This window comes from Daejeonella lutea, from assembly GCF_900168015.1.
Taxonomy (GTDB): Bacteria; Bacteroidota; Bacteroidia; order Sphingobacteriales; family Sphingobacteriaceae; genus Daejeonella; species Daejeonella lutea.
Map to the genome: position 1 here is coordinate 307,247 of NZ_FUYR01000001.1, position 15,470 is coordinate 322,716.

General features: G+C 44.5%; 15 protein-coding genes. 2 read left to right on the forward strand and 13 right to left on the reverse strand.

Features of this window, described 5'->3' with window-relative positions:
• Positions 1-234: 234 nt before the first annotated feature.
• Together B5X60_RS01495 and B5X60_RS01500 are read right to left on the reverse strand one after the other, a co-directional pair.
• Positions 235-2,418 carry a M28 family metallopeptidase gene (locus tag B5X60_RS01495; RefSeq protein WP_079700799.1) on the reverse strand — a complete coding sequence of 728 codons (2,184 nt, stop codon included), beginning with the start codon at positions 2,416-2,418 and terminating at the stop codon, positions 235-237.
• A gap of 247 nt (positions 2,419-2,665) precedes the next feature.
• Positions 2,666-3,076, reverse strand: a complete 411-nt coding sequence (locus B5X60_RS01500) for an OsmC family protein (protein WP_079700800.1) — start codon at positions 3,074-3,076, stop codon at positions 2,666-2,668.
• Positions 3,077-3,952: 876 nt separating this feature from the next.
• Here B5X60_RS01500 and mnmE point away from each other — a divergent pair.
• Together mnmE and B5X60_RS01510 are read left to right on the forward strand one after the other, a co-directional pair.
• Entirely contained in the window at positions 3,953-5,425 is a 1,473-nt protein-coding gene (mnmE, locus tag B5X60_RS01505; protein WP_079700801.1) for a tRNA uridine-5-carboxymethylaminomethyl(34) synthesis GTPase MnmE, read from the forward strand.
• A 193-nt stretch (positions 5,426-5,618) separates the two neighbouring features.
• Positions 5,619-5,990, forward strand: a complete 372-nt coding sequence (locus B5X60_RS01510) for a hypothetical protein (protein ID WP_079700802.1) — start codon at positions 5,619-5,621, stop codon at positions 5,988-5,990.
• Positions 5,991-6,187: 197 nt separating this feature from the next.
• On the opposite strand, the gene B5X60_RS01515 is transcribed toward B5X60_RS01510, so the two are convergent.
• The 11 genes from B5X60_RS01515 to B5X60_RS01560 form a co-directional block, all read right to left on the reverse strand.
• A complete protein-coding gene (locus B5X60_RS01515) occupies positions 6,188-6,436 on the reverse strand; it encodes a DUF6544 family protein (protein ID WP_079700803.1) in 249 nt (82 codons plus the stop codon).
• Between the two features lie 57 nt (positions 6,437-6,493).
• The gene (locus B5X60_RS18590) at positions 6,494-6,652 is read right to left on the reverse strand and encodes a DUF6544 family protein (RefSeq protein WP_407641460.1); all 159 of its coding nucleotides are present in this window, start codon (positions 6,650-6,652) and stop codon (positions 6,494-6,496) included.
• Positions 6,606-6,764, reverse strand: coding sequence for a hypothetical protein (locus B5X60_RS18185; RefSeq protein WP_170878353.1), 159 nt, complete (start codon positions 6,762-6,764; stop codon positions 6,606-6,608). The genes B5X60_RS18590 and B5X60_RS18185 overlap by 47 nt, the downstream gene beginning before the upstream one ends.
• A gap of 10 nt (positions 6,765-6,774) precedes the next feature.
• Positions 6,775-7,458, reverse strand: a complete 684-nt coding sequence (locus B5X60_RS01525) for a sulfite exporter TauE/SafE family protein (RefSeq protein ID WP_170878354.1) — start codon at positions 7,456-7,458, stop codon at positions 6,775-6,777.
• Entirely contained in the window at positions 7,455-7,880 is a 426-nt protein-coding gene (locus B5X60_RS01530) for a FixH family protein (protein WP_079700806.1), read from the reverse strand. The genes B5X60_RS01525 and B5X60_RS01530 overlap by 4 nt, the downstream gene beginning before the upstream one ends.
• 4 nt (positions 7,881-7,884) lie before the next feature.
• Complete coding sequence (gene ccoG, locus B5X60_RS01535; RefSeq protein ID WP_245803442.1) at positions 7,885-9,234, reverse strand: cytochrome c oxidase accessory protein CcoG; 1,350 nt, start codon at positions 9,232-9,234, stop codon at positions 7,885-7,887.
• Between the two features lie 35 nt (positions 9,235-9,269).
• Entirely contained in the window at positions 9,270-10,151 is an 882-nt protein-coding gene (locus B5X60_RS01540; protein WP_079700808.1) for a cbb3-type cytochrome c oxidase N-terminal domain-containing protein, read from the reverse strand.
• A gap of 27 nt (positions 10,152-10,178) precedes the next feature.
• Positions 10,179-10,388: a hypothetical protein gene (locus B5X60_RS01545; protein WP_079700809.1), complete on the reverse strand. Its 210-nt coding sequence runs from the start codon at positions 10,386-10,388 to the stop codon at positions 10,179-10,181.
• 151 nt (positions 10,389-10,539) lie between these two features.
• Positions 10,540-12,663: a cytochrome-c oxidase, cbb3-type subunit I gene (gene ccoN, locus B5X60_RS01550; RefSeq protein ID WP_079702263.1), complete on the reverse strand. Its 2,124-nt coding sequence runs from the start codon at positions 12,661-12,663 to the stop codon at positions 10,540-10,542.
• Between the two features lie 124 nt (positions 12,664-12,787).
• Entirely contained in the window at positions 12,788-12,955 is a 168-nt protein-coding gene (gene ccoS / locus B5X60_RS01555; RefSeq protein ID WP_079700810.1) for a cbb3-type cytochrome oxidase assembly protein CcoS, read from the reverse strand.
• A 97-nt stretch (positions 12,956-13,052) separates the two neighbouring features.
• A complete protein-coding gene (locus tag B5X60_RS01560; protein ID WP_079700811.1) occupies positions 13,053-15,440 on the reverse strand; it encodes a heavy metal translocating P-type ATPase in 2,388 nt (795 codons plus the stop codon).
• Positions 15,441-15,470 lie beyond the last annotated feature (30 nt).

Here is a 15,470-nt window from a genome sequence, read left to right on the forward strand (position 1 = left end):
CTTTCGCAAAGTGGCTTCGCCCGGTAATCAGTAATCAGTGCCTTCGCCACAAAAGGAGTGGCTTCGCCCGGTAATCAGTAATCAGTGGCTTCGCCCGGTGACTAGACGCTGTGATTGTAAGGTGGGTCCCTGATTACTGAATACTGATTACTGAATACTGTCTACTGAATACTGACTTCTGATTACTCATCACTGTATACCGATCACCCGATTACCCAATCACCGATTACCCATCTATCGGCCACCCGCTACCATTCCATCCAAGTACGCTGATAGTTTTGTTAAGGCTCCAGCCACAATCTCTATCTGCTCCTGGGCTTCGTTCCAGTTTCTTTGCTCAATGGCTTCGCGTACACCAGGAATTGTTTTAACACCATATCCTGTGTAAAATCCAGGGGCATAAAGGGTATGCTTATACCATCCACGGCGAGGGAGTCCTGTAGTTGTAAGCAGCGTTTGCTCTGCCTGGAAAAGTTTTTTATTAAGGGCGGATTGATCGGACCCTGCCGGTATTTTTGCTACTTTCTCAGATAACCTGGCCGTTGACAATTCCAGTGATCGTAAAGCATTCTGAAGTGGCGAAAAGTTGATGAACGGCACCTCTTCTTTAGCTACCGGCTCTTTGAAATATTCACTCGGATCAGCCGCAAGCTTAAAGTTATTTCCCTTGATCGCCTCATTCTGGATCGTTGTCGACTCACGCATCTGATCGGTAAGAGTTTGAAGCTCTGTTACATAATTTGAAACTGTTTTATGCAGGTTTTTAAATTCGAAAGGCAGTACATCAGCGTCAGCCATGCGGAGCACCGTGCGTCCGATTGTTTGAGCAAGTGCCACTCCGTACTTAAATCCCGGATCACCAAACCTGCTGTAATGATCGTAAGAATCATAAATAGAGTGATATGATCCACCCTCATCTTCGCCTCCAAAGCCGATGTTGAGTGAAGGGATTCCGGCATGCTGTAGAAACGCAGAATAATCTGATCCGGAACCAAGAGCTCCAATAGTCATATTTTTCCTTGCCATGTTATCTTTCTTAGCTTTATCACTGCCGGCAGTTGCTACCTGCCGGGCTTTCAGACGTTCATAGACACTTACATTGGTCTGAGGATCTTTCACGTCCTTTGCAATCGCGTCCATAAAACTCTCCAGTCCGTGAGATCCACCCGCACCGAGAAATCCCCGTCCGCTGCCATCGGTATTGATATAGACAACAGCCTTTTGCTTTAATTCTTCTTTATGATCTTCCACCCATTCAGTGGAACCCATCAGGCTTGGTTCTTCACCATCCCAGGCTGCAAACACGAGCGTCCTTTTAGGCTGGTAGCCGTTTTTAACCATTTCTCCGATAGCCTTTGCCTCTTCCATCATGGAAGCTATCCCGCTGATCGGGTCGTTTGCTCCATTTACCCAGGCATCATGGTGGTTGCCCCGGATAATCCACTGATCAGGATATTGAGAACCTTTGATTTTTGCAATCACGTTATAGGCTGGCACCATCCTCCAGTCCGACTCCATTTTCAGGCGAACCTTCGCTGCGCCCGGACCGATATGATAAGTAATAGGCAATGCACCACGCCATCCTTCCGGCGCGACAGGTCCGCCAAGCTTAGCCAGCAGCGGCTGCGCGTCGTGATAACTAATCGGTAAGACCGGAATTTTCAACAGGTTCGTTGCATCTTTACGATCCAGACGTTTCGCATTACCTATAGCGCCAATACCCGGTGTCAATGGGTCACCCGGATAGATCACCATGTCCATAACCGAGCCTCGCTGTACGCCGTATTCGTTTTTGAAGGCACCCTTTGGATAAACATCTCCCTGGTAGAATCCGTCTTCTTTCGGGTCAGAATAAATGATACAGCCGATAGCACCGTGTTCCTGCGCGATCTTAGGTTTAACACCCCGCCATGATCTCCCATAACGGGCTATTACGATCTTTCCTTTCACTTCAATGCCCAATGATTCCAACATTTCATAATCTTCAGGAAGCCCGAAGTTTACAAAAACGAGTTCACCGCTGACATCGCCATCTGCACTCCAGGCATTGTAACTCGGGAGCTGATCGGGTTGAGAAGATGTGCCATCTTCTTTTAGACCGGGCTCTTTAAGCAGGGCGGTGTATTTTTCAGGAGAGGTCATCTCCAGCAAGCGCGTCTTTGGATAAGGGAAAAGAACGGTGTAAGTTTCCAGCTGTGCATCCCAACCATAGCTTTTAAATTTTTTCAAAATGCTTTCCGCAACTTCCTTGCTGCCGACAGAGCTCACATAATGTGGTTTAGCCGAGAGCTCCTTGATCGTTGCACCAATATTTTGAGCACTTAATAAGGCGTCGAATTTCGATTCGTTCGGATTCTGGGCAGAGGCTGTTAGTGTTGCGAGAATGAGGGTGGTGGAGAGAAGGAGGAGTGGTTTCATGGGTTGCAGCAGAGGTTACACGGATGTGATTGAGTGAAGGTGTAAGGATTTGGTATTCAGTAATTAGTAATCGGTAATCAGTAATCAGTATTCAGTAATTAGTAGTCAGTAATCGGTATTCAGTAATCGGTAATCAGTATTCAGTAATTAGTAATAGGTAATCAGTATTAGCTAGCCCGTTTGTGGGGTATACCTGCCTGATCGATCAAGTTTTGTTTGCCAGTCGATCAGGCGGTAAATTCGACAATTAATTTAACATTGCATCCACCGTTATCTCGGTATTCAGTAACTTGCTGATCGGGCAGTTCGCCTCAGCATCTTTCACCGCAGCATCAAAAGCGTCCTGAGAAATGCCCGGGATTTTTGCTGTAAGGGTCAGATGAGAACTGGTAATTGTACCGTTATCCAGGGTGATATCGCATTTCGTTGTAAGCTCATCGGCAGTAAAACCTGCTGCATCGATATTGAAAGAAAGCTTCATGGTAAAGCATCCAGCATGAGCGGCAGCGATTAACTCTTCGGGGTTTGTGCCGGTCCCTTCCTCAAATCTCGATTTATAAGAGTATTGTGTGTTGGTCAGCGTTCCGCTTTGAGAGGTTAAATTTCCTTTTCCGTCCTTTCCGGATCCTTGCCATATGGCCGTTGCGTTTCTTTTCATTTTACAAGCTTTAATAGGGTTTGTGTTTGTGAGGAGCAAGATAATAAAAACATTTAATTTGGGATTTTTGGGAATGTCAACTACTTTTTCAATTTACATATTTCGGTCCTTCGGTTTTGCTATAGAATATAAACATATAATTTCATGATTGAATGATTACCGCCTCGTGCCGGCAGACTGGCACCTACGTTTTTCGGTCGTTTAATTGTTTTCAATGGCCCTCAAGCTTCCTCCGGAGGTCCCTTCAGCTGGAAAGTAGGTATGCCGACCAGAGGGAGACCACGAATGCCTTAATAACAATAATCAACAATGAGTAACAGCCGCGCCTGCCTGATATTTGTTGTAAATACACGCTTTAGACCATAGGCACAATCCAAGCCGTGGCAATGTCGGTGTAAGCGATGAGAATATCTGCAACACTTCTCCGGATTGCTTAACTGAAGTGCAATAGAGGTATGTAACTGAATGGTCTAAAACGCGTCTTTACTGCCAAATTTCAAGAGGGCGAGTTTTGCAACTTGCAGGAACAGAAGAAATATTATTGTCAGCTACCCAACGTACCAAAAATCCACCCCCAACCCCCGCCAGCAGGGACACTAGCGTACACACCGCGGGCCACAGGCCAGCATTTCTACATCCGCTAGCCTTTGTGTACGCTTCTTAAGCCCAAGCACTGAATCTCCGTTCACCGTTATTCCGCATTGGCTGGTGTGGCAATTACAGGTTAAGCCAAAGCAGAAGCACTAATAGCGCCAGGCGCAGCAGCGGCTCTTTTGCTTACTTTTCCAGCTGCAGGGAAAAGTAAGTGCATCTCGCCGACACGAGGCGGGGCAAATACGTTAATAAATCCCGATATTTGTCCCAACAAGAAAGCTTATGGGCAACGCTGACAAAACATTATATACCTCTGATACAATAATAGCCCTTGCTACCCCTTCCGGCATAGGCGCGATCGGCGTAATCCGCTTGTCGGGACCTGATGCCATCGCGTTAGTTAATGAGGTATTTTACGGAAAGGATCTGAGTATACAAAAAACACATACCATCCATTTTGGCACGATCCGCGATGGTGAACTGATCCTGGATGAAGTGCTGGCTTCCATTTTTATCGGACCGAAATCATACACGAAAGAAAATGTGGTGGAGATTTCAACCCATGGTTCCGCATACATTATTGAAAGCATCATAAAGCTCCTGATACGCAAAGGAGCAAGGCCGGCAAATCCTGGTGAGTTTACTTTAAGAGCCTTCCTGAACGGTCAGCTCGACCTTTCCCAGGCTGAAGCAGTGGCGGATTTGATTGCCTCAAACTCACAAGCATCCCACCAGGTTGCCATGCAGCAGATGCGGGGCGGGTTTTCGCACGAACTGCAGCACCTCCGTGATCAGTTGATCCATTTCGCTTCAATGATCGAACTGGAACTTGACTTCGGCGAGGAAGATGTGGAATTTGCTAACCGCGATGAACTGAAAGCGTTGATTTTTCAGATCAACCGGATTATACATCGTCTGATCGAGTCGTTCGAGCAGGGAAATGTGATGAAAAACGGAGTACCCGTTGTTATCGCAGGCAAGCCTAATGTCGGAAAATCAACCCTACTCAATGCTCTGCTCAACGAGGAGCGTGCAATAGTTTCAGAGATTGCCGGCACAACCCGGGATACGGTTGAAGATGAAATTATCATTGGCGGCATTAACTTCCGATTTATAGATACTGCCGGCATCCGCGAAACGCTTGATATCATTGAGGCGAAAGGAGTGGAGCGCACTCATGAAAAGATAGGTAAAGCCAAGCTGGTTATCTACCTGGTAGATCCCGACCAGGAAGTTAGCGAGATAGGAAGTCAGGTGGAATATCTGAAGGGCTTGGGGGTGCCGTTTATTCCAGTGGTGAATAAGAAGGATATGATGACTCCGGAATTTCGGAAGGAGGTATCAAGTGTCAAGTATCAAGAATCAAGATCCGGGGCTGGTAATCCGGAGACTCTGACCTCTGACCTCCGACCTCCGACTTCCGACCCCCGACCTCAGACTTCCGATGCTCTCTTCATCTCCGCCAAAAACAAGGAAGGTATCGATGCTCTGCGGGAAACCATACTACAAACTGTTAATCTTCACGCGATTAATACCGACGATGTTCTCATCTCCAATATTCGCCACCTGGAAGCGCTGCAAAAAACAGAAGCTTCTCTAAACAGCGTGCTGGAAAATATCGATAACCCGGTTACTTCTGATTTCCTTGCGGTTGATATTAAACAAGCACTTCATTACCTGGGTGAGATTACAGGCCAGGTGACTACGGATGATCTTCTGGAGACGATCTTTAGTAAGTTTTGTATCGGGAAGTAATCTGCTTGGTAAGACTTGGTCTTTTTAATATCCAGGGATGGTTTAAATTTCGTAGGCACCTCGATTCCTTAATCCATTAAAGTCAAAATTCTATGCTTCAATTCGGCGAATCACTTTTTTTTATGATCGAGGTCATTTTTTAGCATGTGTTTTTGAGGGAATTTTGTGGTATCAAAACAAACACACACCCACAATGGAAACTCATAAAAACATCTCCCACAAAGGCCAAACCACCTTCACTTACCAAACAAAGGAAAATTATTCCTCAATCGGAATATGGGAAAAATACAACGCATTTGTTGATACTCAAAAACCAAATGCAATAGGCTGGTGGCTCGGTTCGCTTATGCTGCACGGATGTATTCTCGTACCGATCAGCTTTCTGCTGGTTTACTCTCTCGGTGGCCCAACAATACCCTTTTTGTTCATTAGTATGTCTCTGTTTTTCATCAACGTGATTGCTAACATGGGAGGAGCAGCCTTTAAGGTAACATTCAATTCCTTTATGTTGAGTATTGCTATTCACATATTGATGGCACTGACTGTGATTTTAAATACCTTATAAGCATTCTAATATATAATGTAAAAGGGTATAAACGGCAAGGGTTTTACCCTTTTTTCTGCTCCCAACCATGCTAATTATAAATTGTTCGAACCTGAAATTGGGATTTTGTTCCTCTTTAATGGTTGTAATGGACTTGCGTCAGCTCGATAGTTAACCACTCTAGATCCCCTTCTTTTAACTTCCAGATAACTGAAGATTTAGGCGGAATACGTATGCCGACAAATTCGCAGACCATCGGCGGGCACTAATATGACCCAGGTTCTAAGGGTGGCCCCTTCCGGACGATTATAGTTGCGAAGAGCCTCAAAACCTATAAAGTCACTTTCCGGACTGAAAGTAAATATGCCTGAAGTATTAGCGACCATATAGGTCATCGTAGCTTTCGCGGAATAAGGCCCCGTGTTTTCCCATGTGATATTATCAGCTACTGCCGCTGTGGAAACCATACAATCTAAGCATGAAATCTTAACAAACTCCCCTGGTCTGTTTCTTTGCCGACAGCATCAGCAATTTCCGCCTGCTTTGCTACGCATCATGCCCTTTTGCCTGAGTGACACAGTTGAGATCAATTTTTTATTCACGGCACCAGACCTGCTAACCCATTTCTGTACTATTTCAGGGTAAGGGTTCCAGCATTTCCTTTGTAAGGGTTTGGTTTCCATAAGCCGCCAGAGGCATACGTTCTACTTCCAGCTCTGCCGATGAATAAAATTTCCGCGAGGCGACCGAAACGAGCAGGTATACTGCAGCGGATATGGTTGAAAATAGAATCATGGCGTCCGTTTTAACAGACAGAAACTTCACTGCTAGATATTACTGGCGAAGTAATCCAGGTGATATCCATGTTTAAGGAACGGAAGATGAGAAACGATCCTGAAAGCAGAAATAGCATTGGAATAAGTACCCTTGAGACTCTGAGTTTTCGGATAAGCACAGGAATCGCTGATGCAAGGAAAAGCAGCGGCGTAGTTCCTAATCCGAAATACAGCATAAACTCACTTCCGGAAAGGGCTGAACCCGTATTCAAGGATCCGGCAATTGCCATGTAAACCATACCGCAGGGAATAAGTCCGTGCAGTATCCCGGCGATCGCACCCCCGTAAGGCTTGCTCATCCACCGTCCCATAAACTTTACAAGAGGCCCAAACATTTTCTGATAGAATCTACCCGATGTACCACCCGATTTTCCATAAAAGTGATAGAATGCTATGACAAGCAGGACTATTCCACTCACAAAGCTTAATGCCTGCTGCAAACCCAGGATATTGAATACTCCGCCGATTGATCCCGCTACAAATCCGAGTGCTGAATAGGTAAGTATTCGGCCGAGTTGATAGACTATTTTCTGAAGCAATGCATTCCAGGCGTTCTCTCCGAACGGGATGGACATAACCAAAGGTCCGCACATGGCCACGCAATGAAAGCTTCCAAACAAACCGGTGAAAAAAGCAAGGCTTTGATAAGTCATGGCAAAACGATCTTTTCCTGAAACAAATAGTTTTTGCCATTTGCCTGATACTGGATCCTCAGCAGCCATGACCCGGACTTGAGCTGGTTTTGAGGAATAACTAGTTTCAAAACAGCTAAATCACTTTCAAACTCCTTATCCATTCCTGCATCTGACAAGCGGCGTACCGACACTTTATAAGTTACCGGTACCGGGAAATTAGCTGTTACGCCGGCTGCATCAGTACTAACAGTTGGCTGCATTTTATCAGTAATAGCCAGATGTTTCGCGTTATAATCGGCGTCAAAGGTTTGACCTTTTTCATAATAATCATTTTCAATCAATGAGTCAGCCTTGTGCGGACCAAGCATCATAACTACAAGCGTTACAATGAATGTCATGAATAGTACCATTCCGATCGTAAGTTTTGTTCCCCAGTTCATTTTCTTAGTTTGGTGGTGCAATAAAAGTTGTTTTTGCCTGTGAGATTACCTTTCCCTGTGATTGGATTTCAAGGATTAGTTTGCTTTTATACTCTTTTACCAGATTCTGCGGACGAATAAGGAAAAATGTGAGTTTTACACTCTCACCCTTTTTTATGAGTCCAGGGGCGCTGATGTATTCGATTTTTGTATCCTTGTCAGGCATCACCATCGAGAACTTTACGGTCTCACTCGTTTTGTTTATAAGTTCAGCATTGTACAGGTTGCTAACTGTACCATCATCCCGGAGCTGGTAAAGCGTTCCGCCTGCGCGGAGTATAGTGGCTCCGACATCAGACCGGGTAATCAATAAAAAAGTAAGTGTTCCAAAAAGCAGTGTAAGAATAGCAGCATAGCCATAAATTCGCTTTCCTATAGACGGCTTTTTGTTTTCAGCAACCTCTTCTTCAGACATGAAACCGATAAGTCTTAGCGGACGATGAGTTTTGGCCATGACCATGTCGCAGGCATCTATACATGCTGTGCAATTGATACATTCCATTTGAGTACCCTGTCTTATATCAATCCCTGTCGGGCAGACATCGACACACAGATTACAATCCACACAATCACCGGCCGGCTCAGGGAAATTTTTGTTTATGTGCCCCCGAGGTTCCCCGCGTGAATAATCATAAGCGACAACAAGTGTTTTACGGTCAATAAGCACTTCCTGGAGCCTTCCGTAAGGGCATATAACGGTACAGACCAGTTCTCGTACGTAGGCAAAAACCATATAAAAAATTGCCGTAAATACCCCGATAGAAATGAATCCGTAAAGATGGTTGCTAATGGGCTCGCTGATGATTTTGAGAAGCTCATCCGAGCCAATGATATACGCCAGAAACACATTGGCAATGAGAAATGAAATCAGTGCGAAAATCAGGTGCTTACTTGCCTTCTTGAAAAATTTGGCTGATGTTAAAGGCGAGGCATTTAACTCACGCTGTTTTTTGGCATCACCTTCAATCCAGTACTCAATCTTACGAAAAACCATTTCCATGAAGATAGTTTGGGGGCAAGCCCAGCCGCACCAAACTCTGCCAAACAAGGATGTGAAAAGAACAACAAAAACTATGAATCCGAGGGTGGCCAATACAAACAGGTAGAAATCCTGCGGCATAAAAATCACCCCTAATATGACAAATTTGCGTTCCAGGATATTGAATAGAAATAATTGCTCGCCACGGAATTTTATAAAAGGCGAAAGGAACAGCGGGATCAGTAAAAAATAACTGACCAGACTTCGGTACTGATAAAGTTTGCCTTTGATCAGTTTGGGATAAATCCACACCCGCTTATTAGTTCCGGATACCATTTGATGGGAATTGCTTGGAGGCAGCATAATTAGCGTTAACCTTCTTCGGCGCCCTGAGCGGCCTTTGGATTAGCAGGGTTGCTGCCTTTTAAGGATATAATATAATTTGAAACATCTGCGATCTGTTTCTGACTCAGCGTTTTTTCCCATGGAATCATCCCCTTTTCAGGAACACCATACTTGATCGTCTTAAAAACCGAATTAACTGTCCCGCCGTGCAGCCAGAATTTATCGGTAAGGTTAGGCCCCACCAGACCCTGGCCTTTATCTCCATGACAAGCTACACAATTACTGGTATATACCGCTTTACCAGAAATGATCACCGCTTCTGAAAGATCCTCCTTAACCGAGTTTTCGTCGATATTATTTCCAGCCTTTGCCAGGTAAGCCTCTTTCTCAATTTTCGCCTCGGCCATCTCGATCTCATATTCCTCCTCCTGCATTTTTCCGTAATCAAACACATGGAAGTACATCATGTAAGAGAACGCGAATACAATTGTCCCGTAAAACAGCCACATGAACCAGGCTGGTGTAGGATTATCGAGTTCCGCAATCCCGTCAAACTCATGCTCCATGATCAGCTCACTTTCTTCTGATATAGGCTTGAGTCCTAATAGTTTTGTCCAAATGCCTGGTTTGGAACTCTTCCGGGATTGCCATTCTTCGTATTCGAGAGGTTCAACCTTTTCGTTCTCGAAAAGAGGGCTGGGATGCTGCATCTCCTGGGCAATAACCTTGAATGCTCTGAGCATAGCAAGTGATGCAAGCAAGACCATAAGCGCCGTGGCGATGAACGCCCCAATCAGTATCTCCATACTAATATTTGGCGATGGGCTGTCGAGTGGCGCAGGATCTGCCTGACCGTAGGCGGTATGCGATAGAAAAAGGGCGGCAGCTAGGTATGATAATTTCTTCATTTTCCAATGATGATTAAGTTTCAGGCTTTAGTCGAATGAGTTTTGGACCTCTTTAAGATGACTCGCAGCTCGTTCATTCTCGTCGTTTAACGGCAAATTTTCCATATACTCGATTTCTTTTTTATTCATTCGAAAAAGCATAATTGCTACGAGTATAAAAAAGATAAGGAAGAGCCAGAGTGAGGATATCAGGTATACCTGGCTGTCGGCGAAGTTTTGTATGAATTGTTTGAACATGGTTATTTGGTTGACAGTTGACGATTGACAGTTGATAGTTGAGAATTGAAAGTGGACAGGTGAGGTTTGAGTTATAAGTGATAAGTTTTAAGTTTTAGGTAATAAGTAACGGCGTATAGGTACTGTACGACGGCAATTCACTTATAACTTATTACTTATTACTTACAACCTTTATATCCGTTCCCAAACGCTGCAGATACGCTATCACAGCTATTATCTCGCGGTCATTTTTTATTTTAATGTTGTCTTTTTTGAGGTTTTCAGAAATATTGCTCGCCTGGGTATTCAGATCTCTGTTCGCAATCTTTTCATAGTTTTCTGCATAAGGCACACCCAGTGAACGCATGGCATTTATCTTCGAAATGGTTGTTGTTGTATCAAGTTTCTGATCGATTAGCCATGGATAAGCAGGCATGATACTGCCAGGCGACATAGTAGTTGGGTCGAGCATATGGTTGAAGTGCCAGGCGTCAGAATATTTTCCCCCTGTACGGTGCAAATCGGGACCAGTGCGTTTTGATCCCCACAGAAAGGGATGATCATATACAAACTCACCCGCTTTACTATAGTCGCCATAGCGTTCAGTTTCGGAACGGAACGGGCGAACCATTTGTGAATGACAGCCTACACAGCCTTCGCGAATGTAGATATCTCGTCCCTGCAGTTCCAGTGGAGAATAAGGTTTTACACTGGCAATAGTTGGTACGTTGGATGAAATTATAAACGTTGGCATCATTTCAACCATTCCGCCAATAAGGATTACGATCACTGAAAGCACCATGAAAGCCATCGGCCTGCGCTCAAGGCTGCGGTGCCATGTTTTTTCGCCAGCATGTGGAACAAATACAGGTTCTAATGGCAAAGCTTCTGCCGGCTCATTGGCCAGGAGCTTGCCTTTGGACATAGTTTTTATGAGGTTGTAGGTCATCACAATAACACCAGCCAGGTACATGGCACCGCCAACAGCCCGGAATATGTACATAGGTATAATCTCGATCGTTGTTTGAAGGAATGCCGGGTATTTCAATAGGCCTTCCTGAGTGAATTCCTTCAGCATAAGTCCCTGAGCAAAACCAGCGAGATACATAGGAATTGCATAGAAAAGAATACCCAGCGTACCGATCCAAAAGTGAAAAGCAATGAGCTTTTTTGAGAAAATTTCAGTCTGATACAGTCGCGGGACTAGCCAGTAGAGTATTGCAAAAGTTAAAAAACCATTCCAACCCAAGGCTCCTACATGCACATGTGCCACTATCCAGTCGGTGAAGTGCCCAATCGCGTTAACCTGCTTCAACGACAGCAATGGGCCTTCGAAAGTAGCCATGCCATATGCTGTGATACCAACTACCATGAATTTCAGAACTGCATCATCACGTACTTTATCCCAAGCACCCCTCAAAGTAAGTAAGCCGTTTATCATACCGCCCCAGCTTGGTGCAATAAGCATGATAGAAAAAGCTACCCCAAGTGATTGTGCCCATCCGGGTAAGGATGAATACAGCAAGTGGTGAGGTCCGGCCCAGATATAAATAAAAATCAGCGACCAGAAGTGGAGTATACTTAGTTTGTAAGAATAAACCGGGCGGTTAGCCATTTTGGGTAAGAAATAATACATCATACCCAGGTATGGAGTAGTCAGGAAAAATGCAACTGCATTATGACCATACCACCATTGAACCAGTGCATCCTGAACACCTGCATACAGGTAGTAACTCTTGAAAGCTGAAATCGGTAACTGTGCGGAGTTCACAATGTGGAGTACTGCTACGGTAACGAATGTTGCGATGTAGAACCAGATAGCTACATACATATGCCTTTCCCTGCGTTTGATTATCGTACCAAACATATTCACACCGAACACAACCCAAATCAGGGTTATAGCAATATCAATCGGCCATTCAAGTTCAGCATACTCATGCGACGTAGTAAATCCGAGCGGCAGCGTGATGGCTGCTGAAACAATGATGAGCTGCCAACCCCAGAAGTGGATCTTGCTGAGCACATCACTGAACATCCTTGCTTTCAAAAGGCGTTGCAGCGAATAATAAACGCCCATAAAAATACCGTTGCCAACGAAAGCAAATATTACAGCATTGGTGTGGAGCGGCCGGATACGTCCGAAGGTAGTGTATTGATTCCCCAGGTTCGCTTCGGGTGTAAAAAGTTGAAAAGCGACTAGTAAGCCAACGGTCATACCGATGATTCCCCATAAAACTGTTGCTATTCCGAAGTTCCTGACGATCTTGTTATCGTATTGAAATTTTTCAAGCTGCATAGTGTGATTTTGATTTGTTTTCTGCCGTAAAAGTACCCCCGGTGCAATCATTGGAGAGTGATGCAGGTTAAGGGAAAATGTGATTTTCGTCACTTTTGGATTGATGACCAAGGTCGGCCCACTTTCACCTTTCACCTTCCTTTTCTTCAGGCACGTCCTCTTTAAATAAAATCCGCATTGCGGGAGTTTCCATATCGTCATTCTGCCCTGTATTTACTGCCCAAAAGAAAGCTGCCAGGAAACCCAGGGCAAGCAGAATGCTGCAACCGATTAATAAGTACAGGATATTCATTTCATTTTCCTTGCCTTAATGCGCGGATATACAATAAAAGCACCGAATAATACGATGCCAAGCACAAGGGGTGTCGCAAGCAGAATATGGGTTATGTTCATAACAAATGGTTTTTTGCAGCATAATATCGGGTAGCTGCTGAGGTAAATAAAATAACGGATATCGTACTCAGTGGCATCAATACGGCTGCCAGAAGGGGAGAGAGTAATCCCTGGACTGCGAAGTAAACACCTATAATATTATATGTACCGGATATAATAAAGCTTGCCTTAATAGTATTAAGGGCATCCTTTGAAAGTCTGATAAATGCCGGGATTTTAGTCGTTGACTTTCCGTTCAGAATTGCATCGCATGCAGGGCTGAAGGTGTTTATGTTGTCGGTGACGGCAACACCCAGATCACTTTGCTGTAATGCTCCAGCGTCATTTAGGCCGTCGCCAATCATCATCACATTCTTACCCTTTTCCTGAAGGCTCTTAACGTAGTTCAGTTTTGACAAGGGGGATTGGCGGAAGTGCATCTCGGAGCCATTAGGGATAATCATGGATAGCTTTTCTTTATCTGCCTCGTTGTCTCCGGAAATTACATGCAGTTCGTTTGTTTGTGCCAGGTCGTCAAAAAGTGATCTCAGGCCTGAACGCCAGTACTGGCCGATTTTAAAATAGCCTTTGTAAATTCCATTGACTTCAAGGTGTGATGCCGCGGACCCAGCAGATGAATTGTTTCTCCTGGGATCAGTGGGGCTTCCCAGCTTAACTAGATTTCCATTAATAATACCCGATATGCCTTTGCCGGGTATTTCTTTGAAATCGAGTACGGACAGATAAAACCCGGTGCGAATCTTTTGAATGATTTTCTGGCTTAAAGGATGAGCTGAATTTCTTGCCAGCGATGCAGTCAATAATTTATCTGTATCAGATAGATCGCCAGTGAAATTTACCTCTGCAGAATCAGGGGAAGTTATTGTGCCGGTTTTGTCGAAGACCAGTGTATTAACCTGTGCAAGTTGTTCTACGGTATTCGGGCTTTTTAAATAAAATAAGTGTTTATCGAAAATTGATAATATTCCGGATAAAGTGAATGGAGTGCTCAGCGAAAGAACACATGGACAGGCCACGATCAATACCGCAGTAAACGAGGTCCAGGCTTTTACACTGTCACCTGTAAAGGCCCAGTAAGTACCTGCTGTAAAAGCAATTATAAGGGTAACTATACCGAAATACCTGGCAATGGAATCATTGAAGTTTGAAGTTTCTTTCACCGGCCTGGTAAATGCTTCGTTATTCCACAAACTGGTCAGGTAGCTTTGCGAAACCGGTTTTATGACTTCTAATTCAATAGCTTCTCCCAGCTGGCGTCCGCCGGCATACAGGATCTCACCCAATACCTTAGGGATAGGTACGGCTTCCCCGGTAACGAAACTGAAATCTGCAAGTGCATCGCCTTTCATTAATATCGCATCCGCTGGAATTATTTCATTATTTCGGACCAGTATTCGGTCACCCACCTTAAGGTCTTCCAGTGCGAGAGAAACTTCATCCTTTTCACGGATAAGGGTTACCGCTACAGGAAAATAGGATCGGTAATCACGCTTAAAAGAGAGATGACTGTAAGTCCGCTGCTTAACCCACCTGCCCATCAGCAGGAGAAATACCAGTCCGGTGAGCGTGTCTGTAAATCCGGGTCCGCTTCCACTAATGATCTCAAATGCACTTCGAAGAAAAAGTACAGCAATAATCAGTGCCAGCGGAGCATCCAGGTTTATAATTTTATGTTTTAAACCTGCCCAGGCAGATTGAAAGAATTCTCTCCCGCAATAAAAGGTTACAGGGATAGCAAACGCCAGGTTCATCCAGCCAAAAAGTATGCGAAACTGATTTTCAATTTCCGCCATTCCGAAATACTCGGGAAAACTTAGAAGCATAACGTTTCCCATACAAAAACCAGCAACCGCAATACGTTTTATAAGACTGCGGTTTACCGAGTCCTTTTTTTCTTTAACCACATCCTGCAGACTGATCAGGGGTTCATAGCCTACCGAGATCATCAGCATGACCAGTTCTTTCAATGATATTTCCTGATTACGAAATGTGATGGCAACCTGCTTTTTAAGAAAGTCTATACGCGAGTGTACCACACCCTTGTTGAATTTATGCAGGTGTTCCAGAAGCCAGATACATGAGCTGCACTGAATGCCAGGAACGTAAAAAGTGATGCTGCTTACCTGTTCGTCGTTGTAGTCGGTAAGTTTGCTTACAATAGATGGCTCATCAAGATAGTCTAAATTAACTGCCGTTTGCAGCTGTGCCTGACCTGGACTGTCATTATATGAATAATAACTGCACATGTCTCTTGCAGAAAGGATTTGATATACGCTCTTACAGCCGATGCAGCAAAATTCCTTTTCATCAGCAATATAGCCTGTCCCGTTTATTTCAGTCCCGCAGTGATAGCATTTTTCCGATTCAGCAACTTGCTTATTCATCCAATCTTATTTTTTGTAAAGATTGAAGAA